We start from the raw sequence: 26,644 nt of genomic DNA, 5'->3' as shown, positions 1-26,644 counted from the left end.
TTTTGTTATGCGTAGTTTTAGTTTCACGAACTACCTAAAGCACTTTTAATTTCTTTTTTTTCGTCTTCATCATCGGAATATTCTAGAGCCAATTTATAGTGCTTGATGGACTGGTTTTTATCTTCCATTAAATTGTAGACCTTTCCAAGGTTTTTATGGCCAAACGATACTTTTGGGTACTCTGAGTTATATAGTTCATAGAGCTTTATTGCTGATTTTAGGTCTTTCTTGGCAATAAGCTCGATGCCTATATCTTCATAGTCCCAACCCGAAAAAGGAACATAGTTTTTATCTGATTTGTGTTCTTCAAAAAAATCTATGGCAACATCAACCCCTTTTTCCAAGTAGATTTTCCCAAACTCTTTGGATAGATATAATTTATCCAGTTTATAATCCTCGTTATGTAATTTTTTGAAAGGAAATGAAAATGTATTTCTTGCTGATTCATCGTTATTGGTAAGGCAAACGTAGAACATATCCTTACTGACGTTCCTAAAAAGCATGGTTCTTCCACCGAGGACACCGCCCGAATGATAAACAATCTTACCCGAAATACTGTCTTTGGCAACTCTCCAAGCCAACCCACTAAGGGATGGATAATTCGTTTTTCCATTAATTTCATATGTTTTATCGTTTTTTAATGAAATTGGCGTGTACATTTCTTCCAATGTTTTTTTGGACAAAATTTTCCCATCTTGAAGTGCTTTGTGATATTGAAACAAATCTTTTGTGGTAGAATAAATCCAACCTTCACCATACATATTTATAAAAGTGGAATCTTCGTGACTTACAGGAAAAGGGTCCTTGGATAGGAAGGAACTTTGATGTGGTTTTGCCACGGATTCCAATAGGTCTTCAGGAATATCATTGTAATGTAAAAATGAACGATTCATTTGTGCGGGCTTAAATATGTTATCCTTTAAAAAGGAAGCATAAGACTCATCTGATAGCTTTTCAATAATAAGAGCCAAAAAAATGTAATTGGAATTGCTGTACATATAATTAGTGCCTGAAGGGAAAACCAATTCTGGCTTAATCTCTGAGAAGAGCTCATACACCTTTTGATTGTCATAGCCTTTGTCTTTGATTTCATATAAGAAAGGTGGCCTTTGCTCAACGATAATACCTGATGTATGGGACAATAGCTGCTGAACAGTAACTTCTGGGTATGGAAAATTATCCAATACGTCAATTACGTTATTGTCAAGAGCAAGTTTTCCTTGCTCCACAAGAATCATTATGCCAACAGCTGTAAACGTTTTTGAAATCGAAGCAATGTTGAAAATGGTATTTTCGGTGAGTTTTACACGTTTTTGATAATCTGCAAATCCAAAAGACTTAGAATAGGAAATATTACCTTGTTCGGCAATCAGCATATTTCCATTAAACCCTCTTTCATTGTTCAATTGGGTGAGAACACTATCAACATGTGAAATCCTGGGGTCTGATTTCGCTTGGTTTGATTGTTCCGTATTGTTGTTGCAAGACCATATTAAAAAAGTCAATGCTATGATATTGATATAGTTTTTTGAGTTCATAGTTTTTCTATTGTGCATAACCAAAAAGGCATAAATCATACACAAGGCAGATAGGTGCATCATTTTTAAATCATCCGTCCATCCAAAAGATTGATAATTCGGGAGCCATATTCTGCATTTTTTTCCGAATGTGTCACCTGAATAATAGTAACTCCTTCTTCATTTAATTGCTTGAATAGTTCCATAATTTCCTCTCCTTGTTTGGAATTTAAATTTCCGGTGGGCTCATCGGCTAAAATCAACTTTGGGTTAGAGATTAATGCTCGTGCTATCCCAACCAATTGTTGTTGGCCACCGCTCAATTGGGCAGGAAACAAATCCTTTTTTCCAACAATATTAAATCGATCTAACATATCGGCAACCATGGCTTTACGTTCAGAACCTTTAAATTTTTTGTAGAGAAGTGGCATTTCCAGGTTTTCTTTAACCGTTAAATCGTCTAAAAGATGATAGGATTGAAATACAAACCCAATATATTCTTTATACAAATTGGCTCGATGTTTTTCCTTTAGGGAATGTACGGATTCATCCAAAAAATGGTATTCCCCCTCTTCAAATCCATCTAGCATTCCAATAACATTGAGCAAGGTCGATTTTCCAGAGCCGGAAGGCCCCATTATGGAGATAAACTCTCCCTCTTCAACATTAAGATTGATATCCTTTAAAAGAAAAATTCGTTGGCCACCTGAGTTGACCCATTTAAAAATATTGTTTAATTGTAAAAGCATAATATTTAATTTATTCTGTTCGCAAACTTTTTACTGGGTTAGATTTTGCCGCCTTGATTGCTTGATAACTCACAGTTAGAAATGCAATTGCCATTGCAAGAAGGCCTGCGAGGGCAAAAATCTGCCAAGAAATGGCAATCCTAAAATCAAATTCTTCAAGCCATTGGTTCATTGCATACCATGAAATAGGAATTGCTATCACAATTGAAATTAGAACCAGCTTTAAAAAATCCTTGGAAAGTAATGTAGTAATCCCACTTACTGAGGCCCCTAATACTTTCCGAACACCTATTTCCTTTATTCTATTTTCGGCCATATAGCTGGCCAATCCAAATAATCCAAGACAAGAAATCAAAATGGTCAATAAACTGAATAGACTGGCTAGTTTTTCGGTCCGTTCTTCAGTAACAAATTTTTCTGCATAATCGGCGTCAACAAATTCATAATTAAACGGATATTCAGGGTTGTACTTATTAAAAATGGTTTTGGTAAAAGCCAGATTATCAGACATATTCCTTTCAAGGTTAAATTTAATATGTATAACATTGAACCAAGCCCTAGCCCCTTCAATGACCATTGGTTCTATCTTTTGAAAGGGGGAATTAAATACAAAATCCTTTACTACACCCACAATATGCCAGTCAGTGCCATTGTCTCTAATTGTTTGTCCTATCGGATTTTTTAGTTCCATAAGCGACACTGCAGATTCGTTGAGTATTGCTGCGGTTGAATCTGTGGCATATTTTTTCAAATCAAAATCTCGGCCCTCAACAAGTTGCAACCCCATGGTCTTGACCACGGCCTCATCTGCTACCAATCGATGCACCAATGTTTTGTTCTCTTCATCCTTTCCTTTCCAGCCAACGTTCCACGAATTGCTCCAACTTTCAGTAATGGGAGAATTTGTTTTTGAAATGGAGGAAGCAACACCTAAATCCAGTAACTCTGATTTAATAAGGTCATAGTTTTTTTCAATATCACCTTCCATTTGAATATAGACTAAGTTGTTTTTATTGTAGCCCAACTGACGGTCTTGAACGATGCCGATTTGTTTTTTAACCACTAAAGTGCTTATAATCAATATAATTGCAATTGAAAATTGTGCTATGACCAAGACTTTTCTTGGAGTTATTAATGTATTTTTCTTATTGAAAGTTCCCTTTAAAACTGATGACGGTCTGAATGCGGATAGGTACAGGGCTGGATAACTTCCCGCTAAAATCCCTGTAATAAGTATTATGCTTATTGCTGCAATCCAAAACCATGGATTGGCCCATTCTATAGTAAGCTCTCTGCCTACTACTTGTTCGGAAAAAGAGGGAAGTACTATTAAAACGATTGCCAATGCCAACAAGGCGGACAAAAAAGAAATTAAAATGGATTCCCCTAAAAACTGACTTATAAGAGCCCCTTTTTGTGCGCCTACCGCTTTTCTTACACCTACCTCTTTAGCTCTTTTTTCGCTTCGGGCGGTACTCAAGTTCATAAAGTTGATACATGCTATTACTAACACTATAATTGCTATGATACCAAACAATCGAATTAAATCAATAAGACCACCTATCTCCTCTCCGTTATCAAATTCTGAATACAGGTGTGACCTATTGTATGGATAAAGAAAGGTTATCATATCTGGCGCGCCCTTATCATAAGACTTTCGTAACGGTTTGATTTTGTTGGAAAATACAGTATAATTAACGCCTTCTTTTAACAATACATAGGTGGCAACGGAATTGTTGCTCCAATTTTCATCATCCCAACCCTTTTGCTTAACATACTTCCAAGGCATCAAAAATTCAAAATTGAATTCGCTATTTTGGGGTAGATTTTTTAAAATGCCCGTAACCTTAAAACTATCTGTATTGTCTACCTTAACTATTTTTCCCACGGCAGGCTCATTACCAAACATTTTTTTTGCAAAGTCTTCGGTGATGACCACAGAATTTACATCTTCAAGAACAGTTTCAATGTCTCCCTCCACAAGAGGAAAACTGAACATCTTCAAAAAATCGGGATCCACCATGGTACCCGTAGATTTTATTCGTTTTTCATTTTTGGAAAAGAGAAATGTATTGTCATAAAAAAATCTAGAAACAGCTTCGACCTCTGGATAATCCTTTTTTATTGTTGCCGCCATTATTTTTGGGGTGGAATTCCATGTCCAAATTTCACCATCTATCTCGTACTTATTGTATACTTCATAAATACGGTCTTTCTTTTCGTGAAACTGATTAAACCCAAGTTCAAAATTGATCCACAGTAGAATAAGGGCGGTCACTGCCAAACCAATGGAAAGGCCTAAAATATTAAGTAGTGAAAAACTCTTGTTTCGAGCTAGATTCCGCCAAGCGATTTTTAGATAGTTTCTAAACATAATTTTTGTTTTATTCCGTTCGTAAACTTTCCACGGGGTTGGCTATTGCCGCTTTAAAACTTTGCCAACTTACTGTGAATAGGGCAATGATCAATGCAGAGGCCCCGGCAAGTGCAAAAATCCACCAGCTGAGTGTTGTTCTATACGTAAAGCCTTCCAGCCATTGGTTCATTGCGTACCAAGAGATGGGAACCGCCGCAATAAATGCCAAGCCAACCCATTTCACAAAATCTTTGTTCAATAGGGTCAGTACCTGGGTAATGCTAGCACCATTTACCTTTCGTATTCCTATTTCTTTTTTTCGCTGCACTACAGTGTATGATGTAAGCCCAAAAAGACCCATTGATGCAATAATTATAGCAAGCAAAGTAAAGATTTGAAAGGCTGATTTAAATGCCTTATCCTGTTCATATTGGGCTTCGAACTTTTGGTCTAAAAACGCATAGTTGAAGGTACTCTGTGGGAACACTTTTTTCCATCTAGTTTCAATCTGACTGATTGCTGAACCAAACCCAGCGGTAGAGGTAACGGAAGAATCTAGTTTTACCAAAAGGTTGCTTACTTCTTTTTGATAACGAATAACTATGGGCAACATGGGACTTTTTAATCCAAAATGATAGTAATCTTTAATCACCCCTGAAACCCTCCAATCATTGTTCCCCCAGAAGCTAATAGTTTTATTCATAATTTCTTCAGGAGATGAAATACCCATAGTCTTTAAGAAAGTTTCATTGACCACAACTTGATTGCCTTCCCAATCTGATGATGGAAGAAAGGTACCTCCAGCCAAGAATTCAAATCCTATCAAGTCAAAATAATTTGGCTGCGCGTGATAGCTATAAAATATTTTATCATCTACTCTTCGTCCATCTGCCAATTTAATTCCTCTTGTTGATGAAAGATTATCAAAACTATCACCAGGATAGGTTTGTGCAATTGCTGTCTTGTTTACAAAAGGTAAAGTCTTAAGTTCTTCCTTTAAAACCTTAAAATCATTTACAACCAAAGAATCTGCTTCACTTGTAACTACTTCGCCGCGTAATGCAATAGTTTGATTAATATCAGCTCCTATTGGCTGGCTTTCTAAAAAGTTGATTTGCTTAGTGACTACCAAGGTGCCAACCAATAAAACTATAGTAGCTAAAAATTGTGTGACAATAAGTCCTTTTCTAATAGTAAGTCCTTGGGTTGAGGTTCTGATTTTTCCTTTTAGTGCCTTGGCAGGCGAGTAGCTACTCAATAAAAGTGCAGGGTAAAGGCCTGCTACTATAATGCCTAAAAGAATGAAAGCGAAATAGGGCAAGAAACCGAAAAGACTTTTTAAAGTAAGGCTAAGGTCTGTACCCGTAATATTATTATAAATGGGCAACAAAATTAAAACTATAGTCAGGGCTATTGCCATGGCAATAAAATTGAGCAAAACCGACTCTACTAAAGATTGGATAATTAATTGCGATTTTTTTGCTCCAGCAACTTTTCGTATTCCTGCCTCCTTTGCCCTCTCCATAGATTTTGTTGTAGAAAGGTTTACATAATTTAACCAAGAAAGAATAAGAATAATAAATGCTATAGCCGACAAAAACTTTATGCGTGTAACGCTACCATTTGCTGATACTTCGTAAGGCTTGTTAGAATATAAATGAATACTTTCAATAGCCTCAATATTGTGACGTTCTTCTGTGTCTTCTTCAATATCACTATCAATTATTTTTTGACGCAGAAGTGCAGCATTAGTATTTGGAGCTACCTTAATATAGGTATAATAATTATTCATATTCCAGTTGAGCTCATGAGCACTTGGACCCCAATCTGTCCATGTTTTCTCCGTCTCGTAAGAAATTAAAAAAGAATTTCTATAATGAGCCGTTTTGGGAACGTCTTCCATTACGCCAGTGACGGTTAATACCGCTTCACGACCATCTCGAAAGGCAGAAATCGTTTTTTGCAAAGGATCTTCATTACCAAAAAGCTTTTTCGCAAATGATTTTGAAAGGACAATAGAATAAGGTTCTGCAAGAACTACCTCTTTATTCCCTTTCAATAGGGGATAATTGAAAATATCAAAATAGGATGCGTCAGATAATGACCCCAAGGGTTGTTCCAATATTCTGTCACCAACTTTAAAAGTTAGCTTTTCAAAATAATAGAACCGAACGTAATCCAGCACCTCTGGAAACTTCTCTTTTAAGGTTGGTCCCGAAAGGTTATAGGTCATGGCATCACCAGGGGCAAATGTGTCTCCCTCCAAATAATCCATGTAAGGTCTATAAACATTTTCTGAGCCCTCAAACTTATCATAGCTACGTTCATAATTTACATACAGCATAATCAATACAAAAGATGCCACGCCAATGGCCAAACCAAAAATATTGATAAAGGAATATAGTTTGTTCTTCAATAGAAATCTGGTGGCAATCTTAAAAAAAAGCTTATACATGATGTTGATTTTTACTCTGTTCTCAGACTCTTTATTGGGTTTTGCTTTGCCGCCCTAATAGTTCTGCTGCCAACCGTAAATAAAGCAATAATGCCGGCCAGCAAGCCCGCCGTGACAAAAAACAAGGGACTAAGGTCAATTTTAAACGGATAATTCTTTAACCATTCTTTCATAAACCACCATGCTATTGGCGAAGCAATCAAAAATGATATTCCAACTAATTTCAAGAAATCCTTGGTCAATAAAAAAGTAATGTTCGATACGCTTGCGCCTATTACTTTTCTAACCCCTATCTCCTTGGTGCGCTGATTTACAATTAGTAACGAAATAGCAAACAGACCAATACAACTCAACGCAATTGCCAGAACGGCACCACTGGTAATCATAGTGGTCATTCGCTTTTCTTTTCTAAAGGTCCGGTCAATATTCTCATCTAAAAATGAACCTAGGAATTTTGAGTTGGGCGAGACCCGTGCCCACGCATTTTTAATAGCTTCATAGGATTTTGCCAGATTAGCCGGTGCTACTTTCACATAGGCATAATAAAGATCATCATCACGGCTCATCATCATGGTAATAGGTGCTATGGTCTTATCCAAGTTTTCGAAGTGGTAATCTTTGACCACCCCTATTACCGGAAAACGCAATGAATCACTAAAGCTAATATATGCCGTTAATGGGTCTTTTTCCCCAAACTCTTTTGCCATGGCTTCGTTGATCACTGCTCCTGACCTATCACTTTCAAATTCCCTACTAAAGTTCCTGCCTGCTACGAGTTTCAAATCCAAGGTTTCCACATAATCATAATCAACCGTGAGATAGTTGGTATTGATTACCCTGTTCTTGTATTCAAAACCGAACATACTACTGGAAACACTACCATCTTTCCCGTAGCCCAAATTATTATCGGCTCCAGATATTTCCAAAATATCCGGATTGCCCGCCAATTCGTTGCGCATTAGTTCCAAAGCGTCATAGCTATTCTTTTTTCCATCCAATGGAAAAGAGAGTACTTGCTCTTTATTAAAACCAAGATCTTTGTTGCGCATAAAATCTAACTGACTATGCAGTACCAATGTTCCCGTTATCATTAAAATGGCTATCCCAAACTGTAAAACCATTAAGGCATCCCGAACCCTATTTTTACCGGAGACATCTAGTTTTCCTTTTAAAGATTGAATAGTGCCCAGTTTACTCAAAAGCAATGCAGGATACCCTCCTACAATTAAGGTTATCATGAGTATGCTCAACAGAAAAAGTAAGATTATAACCGGTGATAAAATCAATCCAAAGGAGACATCAGTCCTAAAAATGGTTTTAAAATCATCAATCAACAACATGCTTATGAGCAGGCCGATACTTATGGAGAAAAAGAAAACAAGTAAACTTTCTGTCCAAAACTGAAAAAATAGTTGTTTGCGTTTTGCCCCAAGTGTTTTTCGCATACCTATCTCTTTTAGGCGTTCTCCACTTCTGGCAATGCTCATATTAACAAAGTTGACACAGGCTATAAAAAGAATCAAAAAAGCAACGCCCAACACCAAATAGGTATTGCTACGGCTGACTTCTACATATCCATTTCGGAAAGTCGTAAAATTTTCATCCAAGAATGGCAAAAGTTCAAACTTATAGAAAAGGCCGTCCGCATCAGGCTGGGCGCCATCTCGCTTAGCATTATCGATTCGTTCTTTAAAATTGTGATTCACCAGTGAACGTGTTGCCACATCAAATTGGCTTGGAGCAACGTCTTTAACCAATTGCACATATATATCGTGATACCTCGCGCCCCATTCATCTTTATTTTCTAAATAATGTGCTTCTTTTTCAAACCGTACAGCAACTTCAAAATCCAGTGTACTCTGTGATGGATTGTTCTCGACCACAGTTCCTACAGTAAAAGGATGGTCTTTTCCATTGATTAGAATTTGCACTGTTTTGCCTATGGCCTCTTCATCTCCGAACAACATTTTTGCCGTTTTTTCCGTAATGACGATGTCCGACTGCTTTTCCAAGGGATTATCCATTTTTCCCTTAATAGCGGGAAAGGTGAACATCGTAAAGAAATCGGCATCCACCCAAATGGCATCCATATTAATTTCTTTTTCCCCATACGTAAGTACGGCTTCTTGCTGTAAATGGCGGGTGGCTTTTTTTATCCCCGGTACTTCACCCATGATAGTGGGCATTAACGGTACAGAATGGCTTACGCTTACTTGGGAGCCTTTGGGATTCTGCCACATGGAGTACACCTTATAAATATCTTTGGAGTTGGTATGGAACTTATCATACGATAGGTCAAAAAAACCGGCCATGGATAGCAGAATGGCAATAGCAAAAGCAACTGACAGCCCAATAATGTTTAAACCGGCAAATATTTTATTCTTTAGGAGGCTTCTCCAGGCTGTTCTAAAATGATTCTTTACCATGATGATGATTCTTTAATTAGATAATAATTGACTATTCCGTTTTAAGACTTTTCACTGGATTTACAATGGCCGCCTTTATGCTCTGATAACTTACAGTAAGTAGTGAAATTAAAATAGCCAAGACTGCTGCTGATACCAGAACCCACCATTTTATCTCTACTCTATAGGAGAAATCTTCGAGCCATTTGTTCATAGCGAACCAACCCACCGGCAATGCAATAGTAATGGCGATAAATACCAGTTTTAAAAAGTCAAACGATAATCTATAGGTTATTTGACCGATTGTGGCCCCCAACACTTTTCTAACCCCTATTTCCTTAATTCGTTTCTGGGCATTAAATGCAGCCAATCCAAAGAGTCCTAGACAGGCAATAAAAATAGAAAGCGACGTAAATATGATGAAAATATCTCCCAATCGTCTTTCGTTTTCATAGACCTCGTTGAAAGACTCGTCCATAAATTGATAGTCAAATGGCAAGCTTGGTGACCTAGTGTCCCACAATTGTTGTATTTGTGAAATGGTATTTGTGAAATTGCCCGATTTAAGTTTTACAATCAGGTTCCCCGTGCTTCTTCCTATTTGCAATGAAAGTGGGCGAACCTCGTGACGCATGGTTTCAAAATGAAAATTCTTAACTACCCCGATCACCGTGAACTCAGAAATATCATCTTCTCCTATACCATTGAAAATACGTTTTCCCAATACAGCCTTTTGATCAAGTCCGGTCACTTTTAAAGCAGATTCATTAATAATCACAGCCGTGGAGTCTGTAGTGATATTTGAATCAAAAGTCCTCCCCGACAAAAGAGTCAGGTCTAAAGTTTCCATATAATCAAAATCGACCTGCCACCCTTGCATGTTGATTGCTGATTCTTGTTCCAATTTATCTTCCAAGAAATAGGAGGAATCACTTCTATATGAAGGCGTGGGAACATAAGCGCTAAGGGAGGCGCTTGAAACTTGTGCCAATTGCATAACCTCCTCTTTAAAAGAGTCCACTTGGTCATTCAATCTATTCATATTGTTTACCAGCAACACTTGATCTTTACTATAGCCAAGATCTTTGTTTTGCATAAACTGCAATTGATTGGATACTACCAAAGTCCCAACAATCAAAAAGACCGAGACGGCAAATTGAAAAATAACCAGTGCTTTTCTAAGTTTTGAGCCACCAGTGCTGTTCTCACCCCCGCCCTTCAACACTTTAACAGGTTTAAACTTTGACATAAAAAAGGCAGGATAACTACCTGATAAAAGAGCCAACAAGGCAGCTGACAAAATCAAGACCATCCAAAAAAAAGGATTGGAAAGTGGGACACTGATTGATTTATCGCCCAACTGATTGAAGAAGGGCAAAGCAATTATGGCCAATACTATTGCGATGAGCATGGCCCCAAAAGTGATCAAGCCCGATTCGGTCAAAAACTGTTTTACCAACGAATTTTTGTTCGACCCCAATGTCTTTCGAATGCCTACCTCTTTAGCCCTTTTTAATGAATATGCTGTAGACAGGTTCATGTAGTTGATACTGGCCAGTAGAATCAGGAAAAGTGCGATGCACCCCAGGATATAAATATTGTTGATATCTCCGTTTACCCCCATATCCTGCTCTCTGTGGGAATACAAATGCATATCCGTCAATGGAATCGTGGAATAGTTGACATAATTGCCGGAAGCTTCAAACTGCTCCTTGGTAATTCCAGGAAAAAACTGTTGGGCATAGGGCATTAAATAACGTTCCATCATGCCTGCCAAAGGTTCGGCAATATCGCTAGCCGTTGTGTTTTGCTTTAATTTTATGAAGGTATTGTAATTATGGCTTCCCCAGTTAATATAGTTGTCTACATGGCTCGCCATTGACATAAACACTGAATAATCTGCCAAAAAAGAGTTGTTGGGCAGATCTTCAATGATTCCAGTTATGGTGTAGGTGTTTCCTTCATTCAGAATCAATTTTTGCCCAATGGCATTTATTATAGGAAAGTGTTTCTCGGCAGCCGTTTTGGTAAGAATCAATGTATTTGGTTCCGTAAGTGCTTTGTTTGGATTTCCATAGATCATATTCAAACCAAACACGGTTATCAGTGTGCTATCCGCAAAGGCTGTTCTGTCTTCCAAAACCAAATTTGTTTCGGTTGTTTTGTTTAAAGAGGATGTTCCCCAGGGCCTAAACCTTACGGCACTTTCAACTTGGGGAATATCATTCAACACCGCTTCCGCCATGGGTCCCGAAACTTGAGATACTTGTCTGTCCGGCCCCCCAAACTTCATATCCACATTGATTCTATGAATTCTTTCAGCATCGGCAAACATCTTATCATAGCTTAACTCATCATAAATATAGAGGCAGATCAAAAGTGTCCCTGCTATACCAATAGCCAAACCAAACGTATTAAGGGCATTTAAAAAAGGCTGTTTTTTAATGCTTCTCCAAGCAATTTTCAATTGATTTTTAAACATAGTTCCTTGTTTTTGATTGATGATTTATTCCATCCGTAGACTTTTTATGGGGTTGGCATTCGCAGCAGCTATTGTTCGTATACTAATAATAGCCAAGGCAATAAGAAGCATGGCTGTAACGCTCAAAACAAAAACCCACCAATTGAGCTGGGTCTTGTATGCGAAGCCTTGTAGCCAATTACTAACACCCCACCAAGCAATGGGTGCAGCAATTACAAATGCAATGGCTACCAAAATCAAGAATTCTTTGCAGAGCAATAGGTTTAATTGCCCTAAGGAAGCTCCTAAAACTTTTCGTACCCCAATTTCCTTTGTGCGCCGTTCTGTGGTATGAATAACCAATCCCAGAAGTCCTAAGCAGCTTATAAGTATGGCCAGGCCTGTGGCCCAATTTAAAAGAACTGTGGTTTTACGCTCCTGTTCATAAAAACGTTTTATGGTATCGTCCATAAAATGAAGGTCAAAATTAGCTTGTGGATAAAGAGACTTCCAGGTTTCTTCTATATCGGCAATAACATTGGACCATTTCTCGGAGGCAGTATCCTGTAAGGAAAAATGAATAATATTGAATTGTGAATATTCTTTTCTATCCCTATCACCTACCAAGGCCATGGGCTTAATGGCACTACGCAGGGAACGCTGGTTAAAATCCTCCATGACGCCAACGATGGGATTGCTTTTGTCATTGACTTTTAGCATATGGCCAATAGCATCATTAGGATTTTCAAAACCCAGTAATCTGGCATAGGTTTGGTTGATTACATACTCGCCAATAGTGTCATTGAGCCGTGCTCTTCCCGCCAGTAAATTGATATCGTATAGCTTTCGATAATTGAGGTCTCCAAAGAGCAGTTCCACATCTGTGTGGATTTTACTCTCATCTTTGATAAAGGTAAAGGTTGAAGCAAACATATTGGAAGATGCCGGCGGTGGTCCACCCATACTTACTTCCGATATTTGGGGAAAAGAACGTAATTTCTCCGCGAAGACATTTCGTTTACCAAAATCATCAACTTGCAAGCCTCTAATATAAACGTTTGCCTCAGTCTTAAAACCCATATCCCGTTTCATCACATAATTAAGCTGTTTCCCTACAAACAAAGTCGCTACAATAAAAATCTGGGCGATAATAAATTGAAAAATGGTCAGGTATTTTCGCAATGGCCATTTAGACTCTCCTGAAACCAAACGGTTCTTGAGTACCGATATGGGTTGAAAACGGGATTGAAAAAGGGCGGGGTAAAAACCCGATAAAAGGCTTACCAACACCAATAATCCGGCTATAGATAATAGAACCTGAGGTTGATAGAAAAGGGTATAATCAACACCTTTGGGAATAAAGTCGACAAACATGTGCAACAACCAAGGTGATAGTGCCAAGGAGACTAGTGCAGCGGCCGATGTCAACAAAAAAGTCTCGCCCATAAACTGCAACACTAGTTGTTTTCTGGAGCTTCCCAAAGTCTTACGTATCCCTATTTCCATGGAACGTTTGGTGGCCTGTGCGGTATTTAAGTTGATAAAATTGATGCAGGCCAAAAGCAATAAAAACAGTGCTGCTAGGGAAAGACCTATCAATATGTTCTTGTTTCCCAGATGCCCTACATTGTTAAATATCCCATAGTTAGGGTTAAAATGAAGATCACTCAACGGTTGTAGGTTAAAGCTCCGCTCTTGTCCAGTGTTCCTTATCTGTTCATCTTCATTTGCTTTGGCTATCGCGTCTAACCGATTTTGGATAATGCCCAAACTTTGATGGTCTTCTAATTTTATAAATATTTGGGTGCCAGAATTAGTGCTGTTCCATTTTTTATTAAAGACTTTTTCCTTTTCACCTGCACTGATTGCCGTTTTAAAGGATAAGAATTCCTTAAAGACAAAATCGGTCCGTTTTTGAAAATCTGAAACAACGCCAACCACTTCTACGGGAATGGAATCGTTATAGGTTAAAACACTTCCCAATACTTTTTTCAAAGGTGTATTAGGAAAATATTGTGCAGCCCTGGTCTCAGTCAATACCACTTCATTTGGACTGGAAAGTACTCCGTTAGGAGTGCCAACCAACCAATCATAATGAATCAAATCAAAATAGTTCCCCTGAGCGTATATCATATCATCTGGACTTTTGAAGATACGACCGGTAGCTTTATTTTCAACTTTTTGAAATCGGGTATTAAAAAATGAGGTCACCAATTCTATTCCCGGCACATCTTGGTCAAGGGCCTCTGCCAAGGGTACCGCTACACCTCTGTTATGGAAGTTGCCCACTGGGGTAGTAAAATCCGTAGTGACGCGGTAAATACGGTCAGCATCAGGATGGAAGGTGTCAAATGTCATATCGTAATAAATTATAACTCCGATGACAAAGGCGGCACTTAAACCAATGGAAAGACCAATGATATGTATAGCTGAAAAAAATTTGTTTTTCCAGATGTTCCTAAATGCTATTTTAAGGTGGTTTTTTAACATAACATGTTCTTATTCCATCCGTAGACTTTTTACAGGGTTTTGTCTTGCAGCACGTATGGCCTGATAGCTCACTGTTGTTAATGCAATAATGAGTGATGCCAACCCTGCCCCTGCAAATACCCACCATGGTATAGAAATTCTATAGGCAAAATCTTGCAGCCAGTTGTTCATAAAGTAAACGGCAAAAGGTGAGGCAATCAACAAGGCAATCACAATTAATTTTACAAAGTCAATCGCTAACAATTGCAGAATTTCCAAAATATTTGCCCCTAAGACTTTTCGAATGCCTATTTCTTTTGCTTTTTGCTGGGCCATGAACGCGATAAGCCCAAGCAAGCCAATACAGGCAATGAAAATCGCCAAAAAAGCAAATACCCCAAATAAGGTTGCCTGTCGCTCTTCAGAAATATATGCCGTGTTTAAATCTTCGTCTAAAAAAGAATATTCAAACGGGACATTGGGTTGGTAGCTGTTCCATTTGTTTTGAAGGGTTTCCAAAATTTTTCTAGGATTTCCCGCTTGTATTTTAAGAGTTATGAAAGACATGCCATTATCGTAACTTTTTGACCGATCTGAAAAGAGTGCAAAAGGTCTAATGGCCGTGTGCAAAGACTGTAAATTAAAATCTTTGATTACTCCAATTACACTATAGGTTTCATTTCTTCCGCTAGTGTATCGGATATGTTTTCCAATGGGGTTTTGCCAACCCATCTGTTTAACCATAGCCTCATTGATTACCACTGAGAGGGAATCGTTGAAATTTTTGGCAAACCCCCTACCAGCCGCCAATTCAAAATTTAAGGTGGATATGAACTGGTCATCCACCATATAGGATTCTAAAATGATGTCTTTAGCAATGTCTTCATTTTCACTGGAGATTTGGGGAACATAAAAATCAGCAAAAGTACCTTTCGTTAGAATACTTGATGAAATACTTGCACTTTTGATTTCCGAAAGAGCGGCCAACTCATCACGAAACGTTTCTTCCTGCTCCCCTAATTTTTCTGTGTTTTGAAGTACAATTATATTTTCCTTTTCGTACCCCAGGTCTTTGTTTTGGGCGTACCTTAATTGAAGGTATATAATGGCCGTTGCAATAATCATGGTAATGGCAACTGTAAACTGAAAAACAACCAATCCGTTTCTAACAAAACTATTTTTAGGGTTTGCCGTATTCTGAGCCCCCTTTAGCACTTGTACCGGTTTAAAAGCGGTAAGGTAGAAAGCAGGGTAGGCACCTGCCAACAGGGCGGAGAGCAGGCTCAATCCCACTAAAAACAACCAAATACCCTTATCAAAAATATAAGCCAATGAAATGGTCTTTCCAGACACCTCGTTGAAAATAGGGAGGGCGGCCCATACCAAAACCAACGAAAGCAGGGTTGCTACAATTGTATATAAAAAGGCCTCGGTCAAAAACTGCCGAATCAACTGTATTCTAAAAGAACCCAACACCTTTCTGATGCCTATTTCCTTACTTCTTTTTACAGATTGCGCCGTTGCCAGATTAATGAAATTAACACAGGCCAAAACGATTATTAACAGCGCAATAAGCCCAAAGATGTATAAGTTTTTAATACTGTTCTGTTCTGTAATCACAGATTCTATTCCTTCGGAATGTAAATGAATATTGGGTAATGACTGTAGATGTAAATCCCATCTATTTCCCTTTTGCAAAAAGGCTTCAAAAGGCTGCCCAATACGCTCAAAAGCTCCAGCTGCATGAGTTTTCACCAAATTGGGAAATTGTGCTTCTAAGTTTACTACAGTGTTGGGATCTGTTACCGCTTTTTCTGTTAGCTTCACATAAGTGGCCATGTTCAACCACACCCAGCTCCAATCAAAATAGGTGACATTCCCAAAATTTTCAACGGGTATCAGCATATCAAACTTTACAGAGGCTGACAAATTTTTCATATCGGCCAATATGCCCGTTACTTGTAGTGGTTTTCTATCAGAACCGTAATAAAGGGTCTTGCCTATAGGATCTGTATTGCCGAAATACTTTTTCGCAATAACCCGAGTAATAACAATACTGTTGGGGTTGGTCAAACAAGTCTTTGGGTTCCCTTTTTCCAAAGGATAGGTAAGTACTTCTAAAAAATTAGGATCAACTCCAAAAACTTCACTTTCATTAAAGACATTTTTTGTACCTCCTTCTGAATACTCAACAACATCAGTGCTTGGTCTGTACAGTCTTGTGTACGCTTCAATCTCGGGGTAATTTTCAACCAAGGTCCTACCAGCCGGCGGCGGGGTATACCCAGCAAAAAACTCATCTGCCCCCATTTTAGCATCAATATTGACCCGGTAAATGCGATCGGTGTCCTTTATAAATTCATCGTAGTGTAGTTCATCAGTAATGTACAATGTAATCAAAAGTACAGAGGCCAGACCCAAACTTAAACCAGCAATATTGATAAGGCTGTTTCTTTTATATCGAAAAGCATTTCTAACAGCAATTTTCAATTGATTTTTAAACATAGTTCCTTGTTTTTGATTGATGACTTATTCCATTCGTAAGCTTTTTACAGGGTTTTGTCTTGCAGCACGTATGGCCTGAAAACTTACGGTAAGGACCGTGAGTCCAAATGCACCAACAATGGCCAGACCAAAAATCCACCATTTTAGAATGATTCGATAGGGATAGGCCTGAAGCCACCCATTCATAATATAATAAGCAACTGGAATGGCAATAAAACAAGAAATGACCACCAACTTTAAAAAATCCTTGGAAAGCATGTTCCACACATTGAAGACCGTTGCTCCCAATACTTTTCTTACGCCAATTTCCTTGGTGCGCTGTTCTGCAACAAAGGAGGTGAGTCCAAATAATCCCAAACAACTAATTAGAATGGCCAAGGCCGTAAAAATGCCAGTTAAACTTCCAATGCGCTCTTCAGACGCAAATTTTTCACCATAATTTTCATCCACAAAATCATATTCAAATGGAATATCTGGAAAGTGTTCCTTAAAAACACGTTCCACAACGGCAATGCTTTGGCCTGCACTCTGTTTTGGGTTTAAACGCAAGGTATAGTAACTGAAGTTGTCTTCCCGGTCATATACATAAAGCCCCTGTTTCACTGGCTCATAGGGAGACTGGGCGATGATATCTTGCACAACACCTATAATTTTCATAGGTGGGTCTGGATCCTCATCATCATCATCTATAATAAATTTCCCTACTGGGTTTTCCATCCCTAGATACCGCTTGGCAGTCTCGTTGATCAAAACACCCAACGAATCGCTAGCAAATTCCCTTGAAAAGTCCCTTCCTTCCACAATTCTTAAATTCAGGGTCTTGGCATATTCCGGAGATACCTCTGTCCAGGCCAAATCTTCTTGAAATCCATCGGGTTTGCCTTCCCAGGTAAAACCACTTCTATTAGACCATATTTGCGTGGTAGGACTACTGGATGTTGCCATTTCCACAACCGCACCTGAATTAATAAACTCAGTGCGCATTAAATCGGTCTTCCCAACAAAATCTTGTGCAAAAGTGGGTATTTGTATCAGCCCCTCTTTGTCATACCCTACAGGTCTGTTCTTGGCATGGTTGATCTGCTGCATTACGATTACCGTTCCTATTATGAAAGCAACGGATACGGTAAACTGGACAACCACCAAGATTTTTCTCGGCAAACCTGAATATTTACCAGTTTGATGTGTGCCTTTCAATACATCCACAGGACGGAATGATGAAAGATACAAGGCAGGGTAGCTTCCCGCCAGAAGCGCTGTCACTACTACAAAAAGAAGAGAAAAGGTCCAAAATAAAGGATTATCCCATGGAAAATTGATTTCCTTTCTGGAAAGTTCGTTAAACCCATTTAGGAATAACAACACTATGCCTAAAGCAACCAAAAACGCAAATAGAACCACCAAAAAAGACTCACTTAAAAACTGGTTGATCAAGTGTCCTCGCTGAGAACCAATAGATTTACGGATACCAACTTCCTTTGACCTCTTTTCTGAGCGTGCCGTGCTCAGGTTCATAAAGTTGATACATGCCAACAACAACACAAAAATTCCGATAATGGAAAAAAGCCATACATAAGTAATTCTGCCCCCTTTTTGAATACCATCTTCAAATCTGCTGCGCAAATACCAATCCTCCATAGACAACAAGAAAATTTTTGGATCATACTGTGCAATTTCCTCATCAGCATTTTTCTTAATATCAATTATGGCTTTGGTAACCTGTTCGAATGTTACATTATCACTTATTTTGACAAATAATTGAAAGGAATTATTACCCCAATTATCCAAGGAGTTTTTGATCCATTCGGCATTGGCCACGTAATGGTCCCAAGGGACAATATAATCGGTGTTATGGAAGGAATTGTTAACGGGTATATCCTTGTAAACACCTGTAACCATCATATCATACTCGTTACTGAGCTTTACAACTTTCCCAATAGGATCTTCTTCCCCAAAAAGAGCATCTGCAGTAGATAAGGAAAGCATTATGGAGTTGATTTCGCGAAGACCGTCCTTTTCTCCTTTTAAAATTTGTAATTCCAACATTTTTGGGGCATTGGGCTGCATACGGTTTCCAGGCCTTGAAATACTCTTTTCGCCATACTTTAGGTAGGCATCAAATGTCCACGAAGCCATCATCAATTCCTCAAAATAGTCCCCATAGCTTTCTTTCAATGCAGGTGCCAATGGCAAGGGTATTGCTGTGCCGGTGCCCACGTTGCCATTGAAGGTTTGCGATTGCCAAACTTGGGCAACCTTGTCTTTTTGCTCGAAGTGGTCATTATAGGAAAGCTCATCTTCTACCCAAAGGCCTATAATAGTAGTTACAGCCATGCCCAATGCCAGGCCACCAATATTTATAGTGGTATACCCTTTGTTCTTGGTTAGATTTCTCCATGCAATTTTGAAATAATTCGTTAACATGATTTTGTTTTTTTGATATGATTATTCTGTACGTAAACTTTTTAAGGGTTGAATCAATGCTGCACTAATGGATTGATAACTAATAGTGAAAATGGCGATGATTAGTGCAATTATACCGGCAACCACAAACATGGTCCAATCCAAGGATATCCGGTATGCAAAATCTTCAAGCCAACGACTCATCACATACCATCCTACAGGAATGGCCATGATAATAGATACACCAACAAGTTTTAAGAAATTAACACTCAACAAGCTATAGATATTTTTGAAGGATGCTCCAAGTACCATACGAATGCTGATTTCCTTTTTCCGTTGTTCCACCATAAATGCTGACAGTGCAAAAAGACCAAGACAGGCCACGAGAATTGCCAGAATGGAAAATGAGAGAAAAATGGTTCGTATTCTACTCACATTGTCATACATTTTGGCAAAGGAATCGTTCATAAAGCTATAGCGCACCGCCATGTTTGGTGAAAACACATCCCATTTCTCTTCAATATCTTTTAAAAGAGCGGCAATATCCCCGGTGTTGGCCTTAATGGAAATTATGGATGGGCTTATTCCTCTAAAGAAACAAAGGGGTTCAACTTTTTGCTTCATGGAGTTGAAATTAAAATCTTCCACAACTCCGATGACTTCGTAAAGTGTACCGTATCTGGATATTCTTTTTCCAAGAGGTTCGTCCAATAAGAGTTTATTGGCCAAGGTTTGATTAATGATTACTGCACGGTCATCAGTGCTGCGCTCTTCGGAAAAATTTCTTCCTTCTACCAATTTCATACCCAAGGTGGCCAAATAATCTTCATCTATTACCCAAGCTTGACCGGGAATAGTCTCATCTATATTGTCCTTCCCTTCGTTTACAAAACTATTGCCGTTTCTTTTAGTATTTTCAATGGGCAGGTAATCACTAATACTCACATTTTTTACGCCGGGCATATTTTTGAGTTCATCCTTAAAGGTGCCTATTCTATCCCCAAGCATATTGGTGCCATAAAGTTGTATTACCTGATCTTTTTCAAAACCTATTTTGGAATTCAACACAAAGTCCATCTGTTGGTTCACTATGAGCGTACCTATAATTAAAATTATGGATATGGTGAACTGAAAAACAACAAGACTGCTCCGTAATGAGCTGGATTTACTGCCAGAACTAAGTTTTCCTTTTAGCACCACTACGGGACGGAATCGTGATAAATAAAAAGAGGGGTATAATCCTGCAAGGACTCCAACCACAATTGCGGCAATAAGAACACCTGGTAAAAAAGTGCTATTTGAAAAAGGAAGAATCAATTCTTTACCGGACATATCCCTGAAAATAGGCATCATCATCCAAGAGAGTAAAAGTCCCAAAGCAAAAGAAATCAAAGAAATTAAGATTGACTCTGTCAAAAATTGTCCAATGAGATGGCTTTTGGAAGAACCAACCACTTTACGTACACCAACTTCTTTGGCTCTGTTCGCCGATTTTGCGGTAGACAGGTTTACAAAATTGATGCTGGCAATGATTAAAATAAATAAAGCCACGATTCCGAAAATCCAGATGATCTTAATATCGTTTCTTTTGCTAGCTTCAAAAACAATATTCTTGGAATAAAGATTGATATCCGTCAAAGGTTGTAACTTAATGAAAAACTTCTCTTGAAAATTCTCAGGAAGCACAAAGCCTGCAGATTTATATGCTGGGACCAAATAGGTTTTGATTATTCTATTGGACATCTTTTCTTCAAATCCCGCTAAATTTGCGTCATTTCGAAAAACTAAATACGTGAAATAGTTATTCTGTACCCATCGTGTTTGCTCTCCTTCACCAAACTCAACGCCTTCCAAAGTAAGTAGGAAATCATAATCCAAATGTGAGTTGCTTGCAAAATCCTCCATCACCCCATTGATTCGAAAGGGTTCATCATTGTTTCCATTGAGATAAATAGACCTTCCAATAGGATTGCTCTTTCCAAAGTATTTTTCAGACATGGTGTTTGAAATAACGATGGTGTTTGGTTCATCAAGTGCGGAAGAGGCTTCCCCATAAATCATTTTTATGTCCATGATATCAATGATGCTTTGATCTGCATAACTAAAACCATCTTCATGGTGTTGCATTTGCTCTCCGTCTATTCTGATTTCATTACTACCAGCACCATAAAAAAGGCCATTATCCATAAGGCGTCCCGAATTTTCCACCTCAGCAAAATCATCAAGTACGGTTGATGCGGTGTTGGCAGAAAAATGTACTCCATCTTCTAAACGACCATCATTTATATACCGGTTGACCATCCTATAGATATTTGGGGAATTGGCCACATCCTTGTCATAGCTATTTTCATGAATTATGTAAACTGAAATTAGAATACATGCCGCAACACCTATGCTAAGTCCAACCACATTGATAAAGGTGAATCCTTTGTTCTTTAAAAGGCTTCTCCAAGCCGCTTTTATATAACTTTTGATCATGATACTTCGTTTTTTGATGCTGAAATAAGTTCAACATGAGTTTATCTTCATTCTGTACGTAAACTTTTTATAGGGTTGACAAGGGCCGCTTTTATGGCTTGAAAGCTGATTGTGAAAAAAGTAATGAACAAGGCCAACATTCCGGCAAGTACAAAGACCCACCATTGTATTTCAATTCGGTAGGCAAAATCATTAAGCCATTGATCCATAGCAAACCAAGAAAAAGGGATGGCAACAATAAGAGCCACTCCAACCAGTTTGATAAAATCTTTGGATATTAAAGCAATGATATTGGTTACTTCAGCCCCCAATACTTTTCGAATACCAATTTCCTTGGTTCGTTGCAGTGCACTATAGGTAACTAAGCCAAAAAGTCCTAGACAGGCAATGAATATGGTGAGAAATGAAAAAATGGTAAAGAGTTTTCTAAATCTAATATCTGCCTGATATTGTTCATTAAAGGACGTATCCAAAAAGCTGTATAAAAATGGTCGATGAGGTACTAGGTCAGCCCATTTTTGACGAATTTTTGAAACAGTGGCATAATAGTCATTGGAGCTAAGTTTTAATGAAAAATACTGTCCGTAGGGCACCTGTCTCAATGTCAAGGGAGCTATCTCTTCATGTAGGGACAAGTAATTAAAATCTTTGGCCACACCAATAATAGTACCTTGTCTTCCCCATTGATCAAATTTTTTGCCAATAATCTCATTAGGTTCAGAATACCCAAAAGCTTTTACTGCTGCTTCATTGATGACCAAAGAACCAATACTATCCGTAGGAAAGTCTCGTGAAAAGGCCCTGCCCGCAACCATTTCTATATTATAATGTGGTATGAAATCATTGTCAACCTCGTATATATAAGGACTGAAAGTTTTCATTTCTCCAGAAGCTATTTCCACAGTAGTCCCTGCTGCGGGGAAGTGACTTCCAGGAACGGTTCTTGACATGGAAACTGAAGTAACATTGGGCATTGCTTTGAACTCACTCTTTATGGTCTCCATATTCGAGATTACATCTTGATCCCAGTTAAAATCAAGTACCAACTGTTGCTCTTTATCAAAGCCCATATCCTTATTGAATAAATACCCCAATTGATCGTATACAATTATGGTGCTTGCAATCAAGGCTATGGAAAGGCTAAACTGAAAAATGACCAGTCCTTTTCTTAAATTGGCTCCTTGAGGTGATTTTCTAAAGGTGCCCCTTAAAATACTTACCGGCTTAAACCCTGATAAGATAAGCGCGGGGTAACTGCCTGATAAAAAAGCTGTAAGTATCGCGGTCCCAAAAAAGAACAGTAGCAATTGTATTTCGATTACATCATGGGCATAAAAACGTAATCCTGTTAGGTTTGACATCCAAGGTAAAGCCAAGAAAACTAATAATAAACCAAATACAGAAGACAATAAAACCAAGACCAATGATTCTCCGAAAAATTGATAAATAAGCCCCTTTCTATTTGCCCCTATTACTTTTCTTACACCAACTTCTTTAGCTCTTTCCAATGACCTTGCAGTAGAAAGGTTCATGAAATTGATGCATGCGATGATCAAAATAAAAAGCCCGATAATAGCAAAAATGTAAATGTTGGAAAGACTTCCTATAATCCCAGGCTGGCGATCCGCCTCGGAATGCAAGTATATATTACCAAGGGACTCCAATGAAATATTGTAGAAGTCCTCATCGGAAGTTTCCTCGATATGTTTCTCCAAAAAAGAAGGGATTTTTGAGTTGAATACTTTTTCATCAAAATTTTCGGACACCAATAGGTACGTATAGAAATCGACGTAACCCCACCAATCAAAAATAGCTGGGCGCGATTGGTAAAAACTGCCCATTGACATAAGTAAATCAAACGAAAAATGTGAATTTTCGGGAATATCTTTCATCACACCCGTGACCGTATAATTGCCATCGCTGGCCCGTCCGCCAACGCCTTCAATTACCTTTCCCAAAGGGTCTTGGTCACCAAAGTATTTCTTAGCAGTAGTTTCAGTAAGTACTATGGAATATGGTGCTTCCAAAGCCATTGCTGGGTCACCTGAAATCAAAGGCCAACTGAATACGTCAAAAGCCGCCGCATCCGCATAAAAGCAATCGTTCTCTTGAAAAGCATTCTCCCCATATTTTAATAAAATGGCTGACTGGCCAGAAAACTGGACTTTTTCAAGTATTTCTGGAAAATCGGCTTTTAATGCAGGACCCACAGGAGCATTGCCCCAAACCCAAGCACTTGAGGTATCTTCCGAACTGCTGTGGTGCAATACCCTATAAATCTGATCTCCTTTTTCATGATAGCTATCATAGGAGAGCTCTTTGATTATATAAAGAGTAATGAGTAAGAAGCAGCTTAAACCTATGGCGAGTCCACCGATGTTGATTATAGAATAAACTTTGTTTTTTACAATGTTCCGCCAAGCGATTTTTAGATAATTCTTAAACATGATCAGCTAATTTTTTATTCGGTTCTTAAGCTTTCTATAGGGTTTGCTATGGCTACCTTTAAAGTTTGATAACTTATTGTTATCAGGGTTATGGCCATAATTGAAACAATGGCCAAGGCAAACATCCACCAATGAATTTCTACACGGTAAGTATATCCTTGAAGCCATTGCTCCATTAAATACCACGCTATTGGGGTAGCCAATGCACCTGCAACAAGAATAAGTTTAAAAAAGTCTGTTGTAAATAAAGTCAAAATGTGGATTATGCTGCTTCCCAAGACCTTACGGATTCCAATTTCTTTAGTGCGCTGGCCCACAAAAAATAAGATTAACCCGTATAAACCAAGACAACCTATTAAAATGGCAAGGCCAGAAAATACTTTGGAAAGTGATAAATAGCGTTGTTCGGTTTCATACAGTTCCGCTACGCGCTCGTCTAGAAAACGGTATTCAAATATATATCCTGTAAAAGTTTCAGACCATGTTGTCCCTATTTGGTCCAATGTTGATTTTGTATTTGCATGATTGATTTTAAGAGCAATTTCACTATACCAATTATTGTTTGCAGCAATAAAGGCTGGCTTGATCTCCTCGGTAAAATCAGAATCATGAAAATTGCTTACCACACCAACAATGGTTGCATTAACGCTGCCTCCATTTGCCCAAAGCTTTTTCCCCAGTAAATCTTCGGATTTGGAAACTCCAAGCTTCTCTCCGAAGGCTTCATTTACCAATACTTCAGTTATAGAATCACTTTTAAAAAAGTTTCTTCCTGCCACAAGCGGGATGCCAAAAGTGTTTAGGTAATTCTCATCACCTATTTTAGCCTGTATGTTAAACTCTTCAACCTCTGGGTTGGTATGGTATTTTACATTAGTACCCCAATTGTTTTCAGCCGCACCTGGACTACTCAAGCATGCAGAAACATTTTGCACGCCTGGAATTTGGCTCAATCTATTTTTTAAGCTTTCAAATTGGACTGGTTCAAGGTCGGAGGGAACTTCAACCATTACCATTGATTCCTTATCAAAACCTAAATCAGTATAAACTGCATAATCAATCTGTCTGGAAATGATAAATGTTGCTGCAATAAGTGTTATGGAGATGGCAAATTGCGCTACCACCAATACTTTTCTTGTGGTTGTTCCGCCCGTATCATTATGGCTAAGTTTTCCTTTAAGTGCTAGTACTGGAACAATACGGGACATTAATATTCCTGGGTAACTTCCAGATAACAATGAAACCAGAGCCAGAATCAAAAATAAAAACCCAAAGAATCTAAGGTCTAAAAGGTCTTTCCAAGATAATCTTAATTCAAAAAGGGCGTTAAAGGAAGGCAAAAATACTAGGGCCAAAGCACCTCCCAAAAGAATGGCAAACAAACTAATGACAAAGGTTTCAGACAGAAACTGCCAAAACAGATGTTGTTTAAAGCTTCCCAACACTTTACGGATTCCTATTTCCTTAGAACGATAAAAAGCCTGTGCCGTAGAAATATTTATAAAATTTATACATGCTATAGTGATCAAGAATAACCCGATTATGGCAAAGACCCATAAAAGCATTGGGTCTAACCCGCCATACAATGGATTAAAGTGCATGTCTGACAAGGGTTGTAGTTTATAGACATGCTTATTCTTGCTTTCTGGTCTGTGCTCTTTGGGGAGCTCCAGAAGGGCGGTCTCAATATGGGAAACATTCTGGTTTTGTTTTAACAAGGCAAAACATTGTAAATTACTTGTAATCCCACCCCAAGATTCATTGGCAGCAAATCCAAAAAAATCTTCAAGATTGTTAAAGGAAATGAAAACCTCATTTTCCAGAAAAGTGGTTTTTGGTAATGCTTTTAAAACCCCTGTAATTTCAATGATTTTATCATTTTGCAAAATAAACGTCTCGCCAATGACATTAGTTTTTCCATACATTCTATTGGCAACTGTCTCCGTTATTACAGCGGTATTAGGTGCAGAAAGTGATATGGTGTTGCTGCCATCAAGCAAAGGAAAATTGAAGATTTTAAAAAAATCTTCTTCAACAAAGGCTATGTCTTCTTTAAATTTATCCGTGGAACCATTTCTTTCCACATCCATGATCAACCCACCTTGTTGCACCATCTTTGCTACATAATCCGCATAATCATAGTCTTCGCGAAATGTTTTTGCAAATGCCGGCGGAACGCTGGCTTCATAATCAATTAAATCACGGTGCTCCTCGGTAACCATTCTGTGGATTCTATCAGAATAGTTATGGAATCCATCAAAGGAAAGATGATAGCTTAGAAACAAATAGATTAGGATACTGCTACCAAAACCAATAGCCAGCCCTAAAATGTTAATAGCGGTAAATACTTTTCGTTTTAATAAATTTCTCCAAGCAATTCTGATATAGTTCCTAAGCAT

12 protein-coding genes are annotated in these 26,644 nt (G+C 38.3%); all 12 read right to left on the bottom strand.

Going from position 1 to position 26,644, the window contains the following annotated elements; translation table 11 throughout:
* Positions 1-23: 23 nt before the first annotated feature.
* Entirely contained in the window at positions 24-1,538 is a 1,515-nt protein-coding gene (locus tag AAY42_RS12905; protein ID WP_175288768.1) for a serine hydrolase domain-containing protein, read from the bottom strand.
* A 65-nt stretch (positions 1,539-1,603) separates the two neighbouring features.
* A complete protein-coding gene (locus AAY42_RS12900) occupies positions 1,604-2,266 on the bottom strand; it encodes an ABC transporter ATP-binding protein (RefSeq protein WP_055395872.1) in 663 nt (220 codons plus the stop codon).
* A 10-nt stretch (positions 2,267-2,276) separates the two neighbouring features.
* Positions 2,277-4,640: an ABC transporter permease gene (locus AAY42_RS12895; RefSeq protein WP_055395871.1), complete on the bottom strand. Its 2,364-nt coding sequence runs from the start codon at positions 4,638-4,640 to the stop codon at positions 2,277-2,279.
* A 10-nt stretch (positions 4,641-4,650) separates the two neighbouring features.
* Positions 4,651-7,077, bottom strand: a complete 2,427-nt coding sequence (locus AAY42_RS12890) for an ABC transporter permease (protein ID WP_055395869.1) — start codon at positions 7,075-7,077, stop codon at positions 4,651-4,653.
* An 11-nt stretch (positions 7,078-7,088) separates the two neighbouring features.
* Positions 7,089-9,503 (bottom strand): ABC transporter permease, encoded by a 2,415-nt coding sequence (locus AAY42_RS12885; protein ID WP_055395867.1) that lies wholly within the window; start codon positions 9,501-9,503, stop codon positions 7,089-7,091.
* A gap of 31 nt (positions 9,504-9,534) precedes the next feature.
* The gene (locus tag AAY42_RS12880; RefSeq protein ID WP_055395865.1) at positions 9,535-11,964 is read right to left on the bottom strand and encodes an ABC transporter permease; all 2,430 of its coding nucleotides are present in this window, start codon (positions 11,962-11,964) and stop codon (positions 9,535-9,537) included.
* A 24-nt stretch (positions 11,965-11,988) separates the two neighbouring features.
* Positions 11,989-14,433, bottom strand: coding sequence for an ABC transporter permease (locus AAY42_RS12875; protein WP_055395863.1), 2,445 nt, complete (start codon positions 14,431-14,433; stop codon positions 11,989-11,991).
* A 9-nt stretch (positions 14,434-14,442) separates the two neighbouring features.
* Positions 14,443-16,917: an ABC transporter permease gene (locus AAY42_RS12870; protein ID WP_055395861.1), complete on the bottom strand. Its 2,475-nt coding sequence runs from the start codon at positions 16,915-16,917 to the stop codon at positions 14,443-14,445.
* A gap of 24 nt (positions 16,918-16,941) precedes the next feature.
* Entirely contained in the window at positions 16,942-19,341 is a 2,400-nt protein-coding gene (locus tag AAY42_RS12865) for an ABC transporter permease (RefSeq protein ID WP_055395859.1), read from the bottom strand.
* A gap of 21 nt (positions 19,342-19,362) precedes the next feature.
* Positions 19,363-21,798 carry an ABC transporter permease gene (locus AAY42_RS12860; protein WP_055395857.1) on the bottom strand — a complete coding sequence of 812 codons (2,436 nt, stop codon included), beginning with the start codon at positions 21,796-21,798 and terminating at the stop codon, positions 19,363-19,365.
* A 47-nt stretch (positions 21,799-21,845) separates the two neighbouring features.
* Positions 21,846-24,245, bottom strand: coding sequence for an ABC transporter permease (locus AAY42_RS12855; protein ID WP_055395854.1), 2,400 nt, complete (start codon positions 24,243-24,245; stop codon positions 21,846-21,848).
* Between the two features lie 14 nt (positions 24,246-24,259).
* The gene (locus tag AAY42_RS12850) at positions 24,260-26,644 is read right to left on the bottom strand and encodes an ABC transporter permease (protein WP_055395852.1); all 2,385 of its coding nucleotides are present in this window, start codon (positions 26,642-26,644) and stop codon (positions 24,260-24,262) included.

The organism is Flagellimonas eckloniae, from assembly GCF_001413955.1.
Lineage (GTDB): Bacteria > Bacteroidota > Bacteroidia > Flavobacteriales > Flavobacteriaceae > Flagellimonas > Flagellimonas eckloniae.
This window is presented reverse-complemented; position numbering and strand designations above follow the sequence as displayed.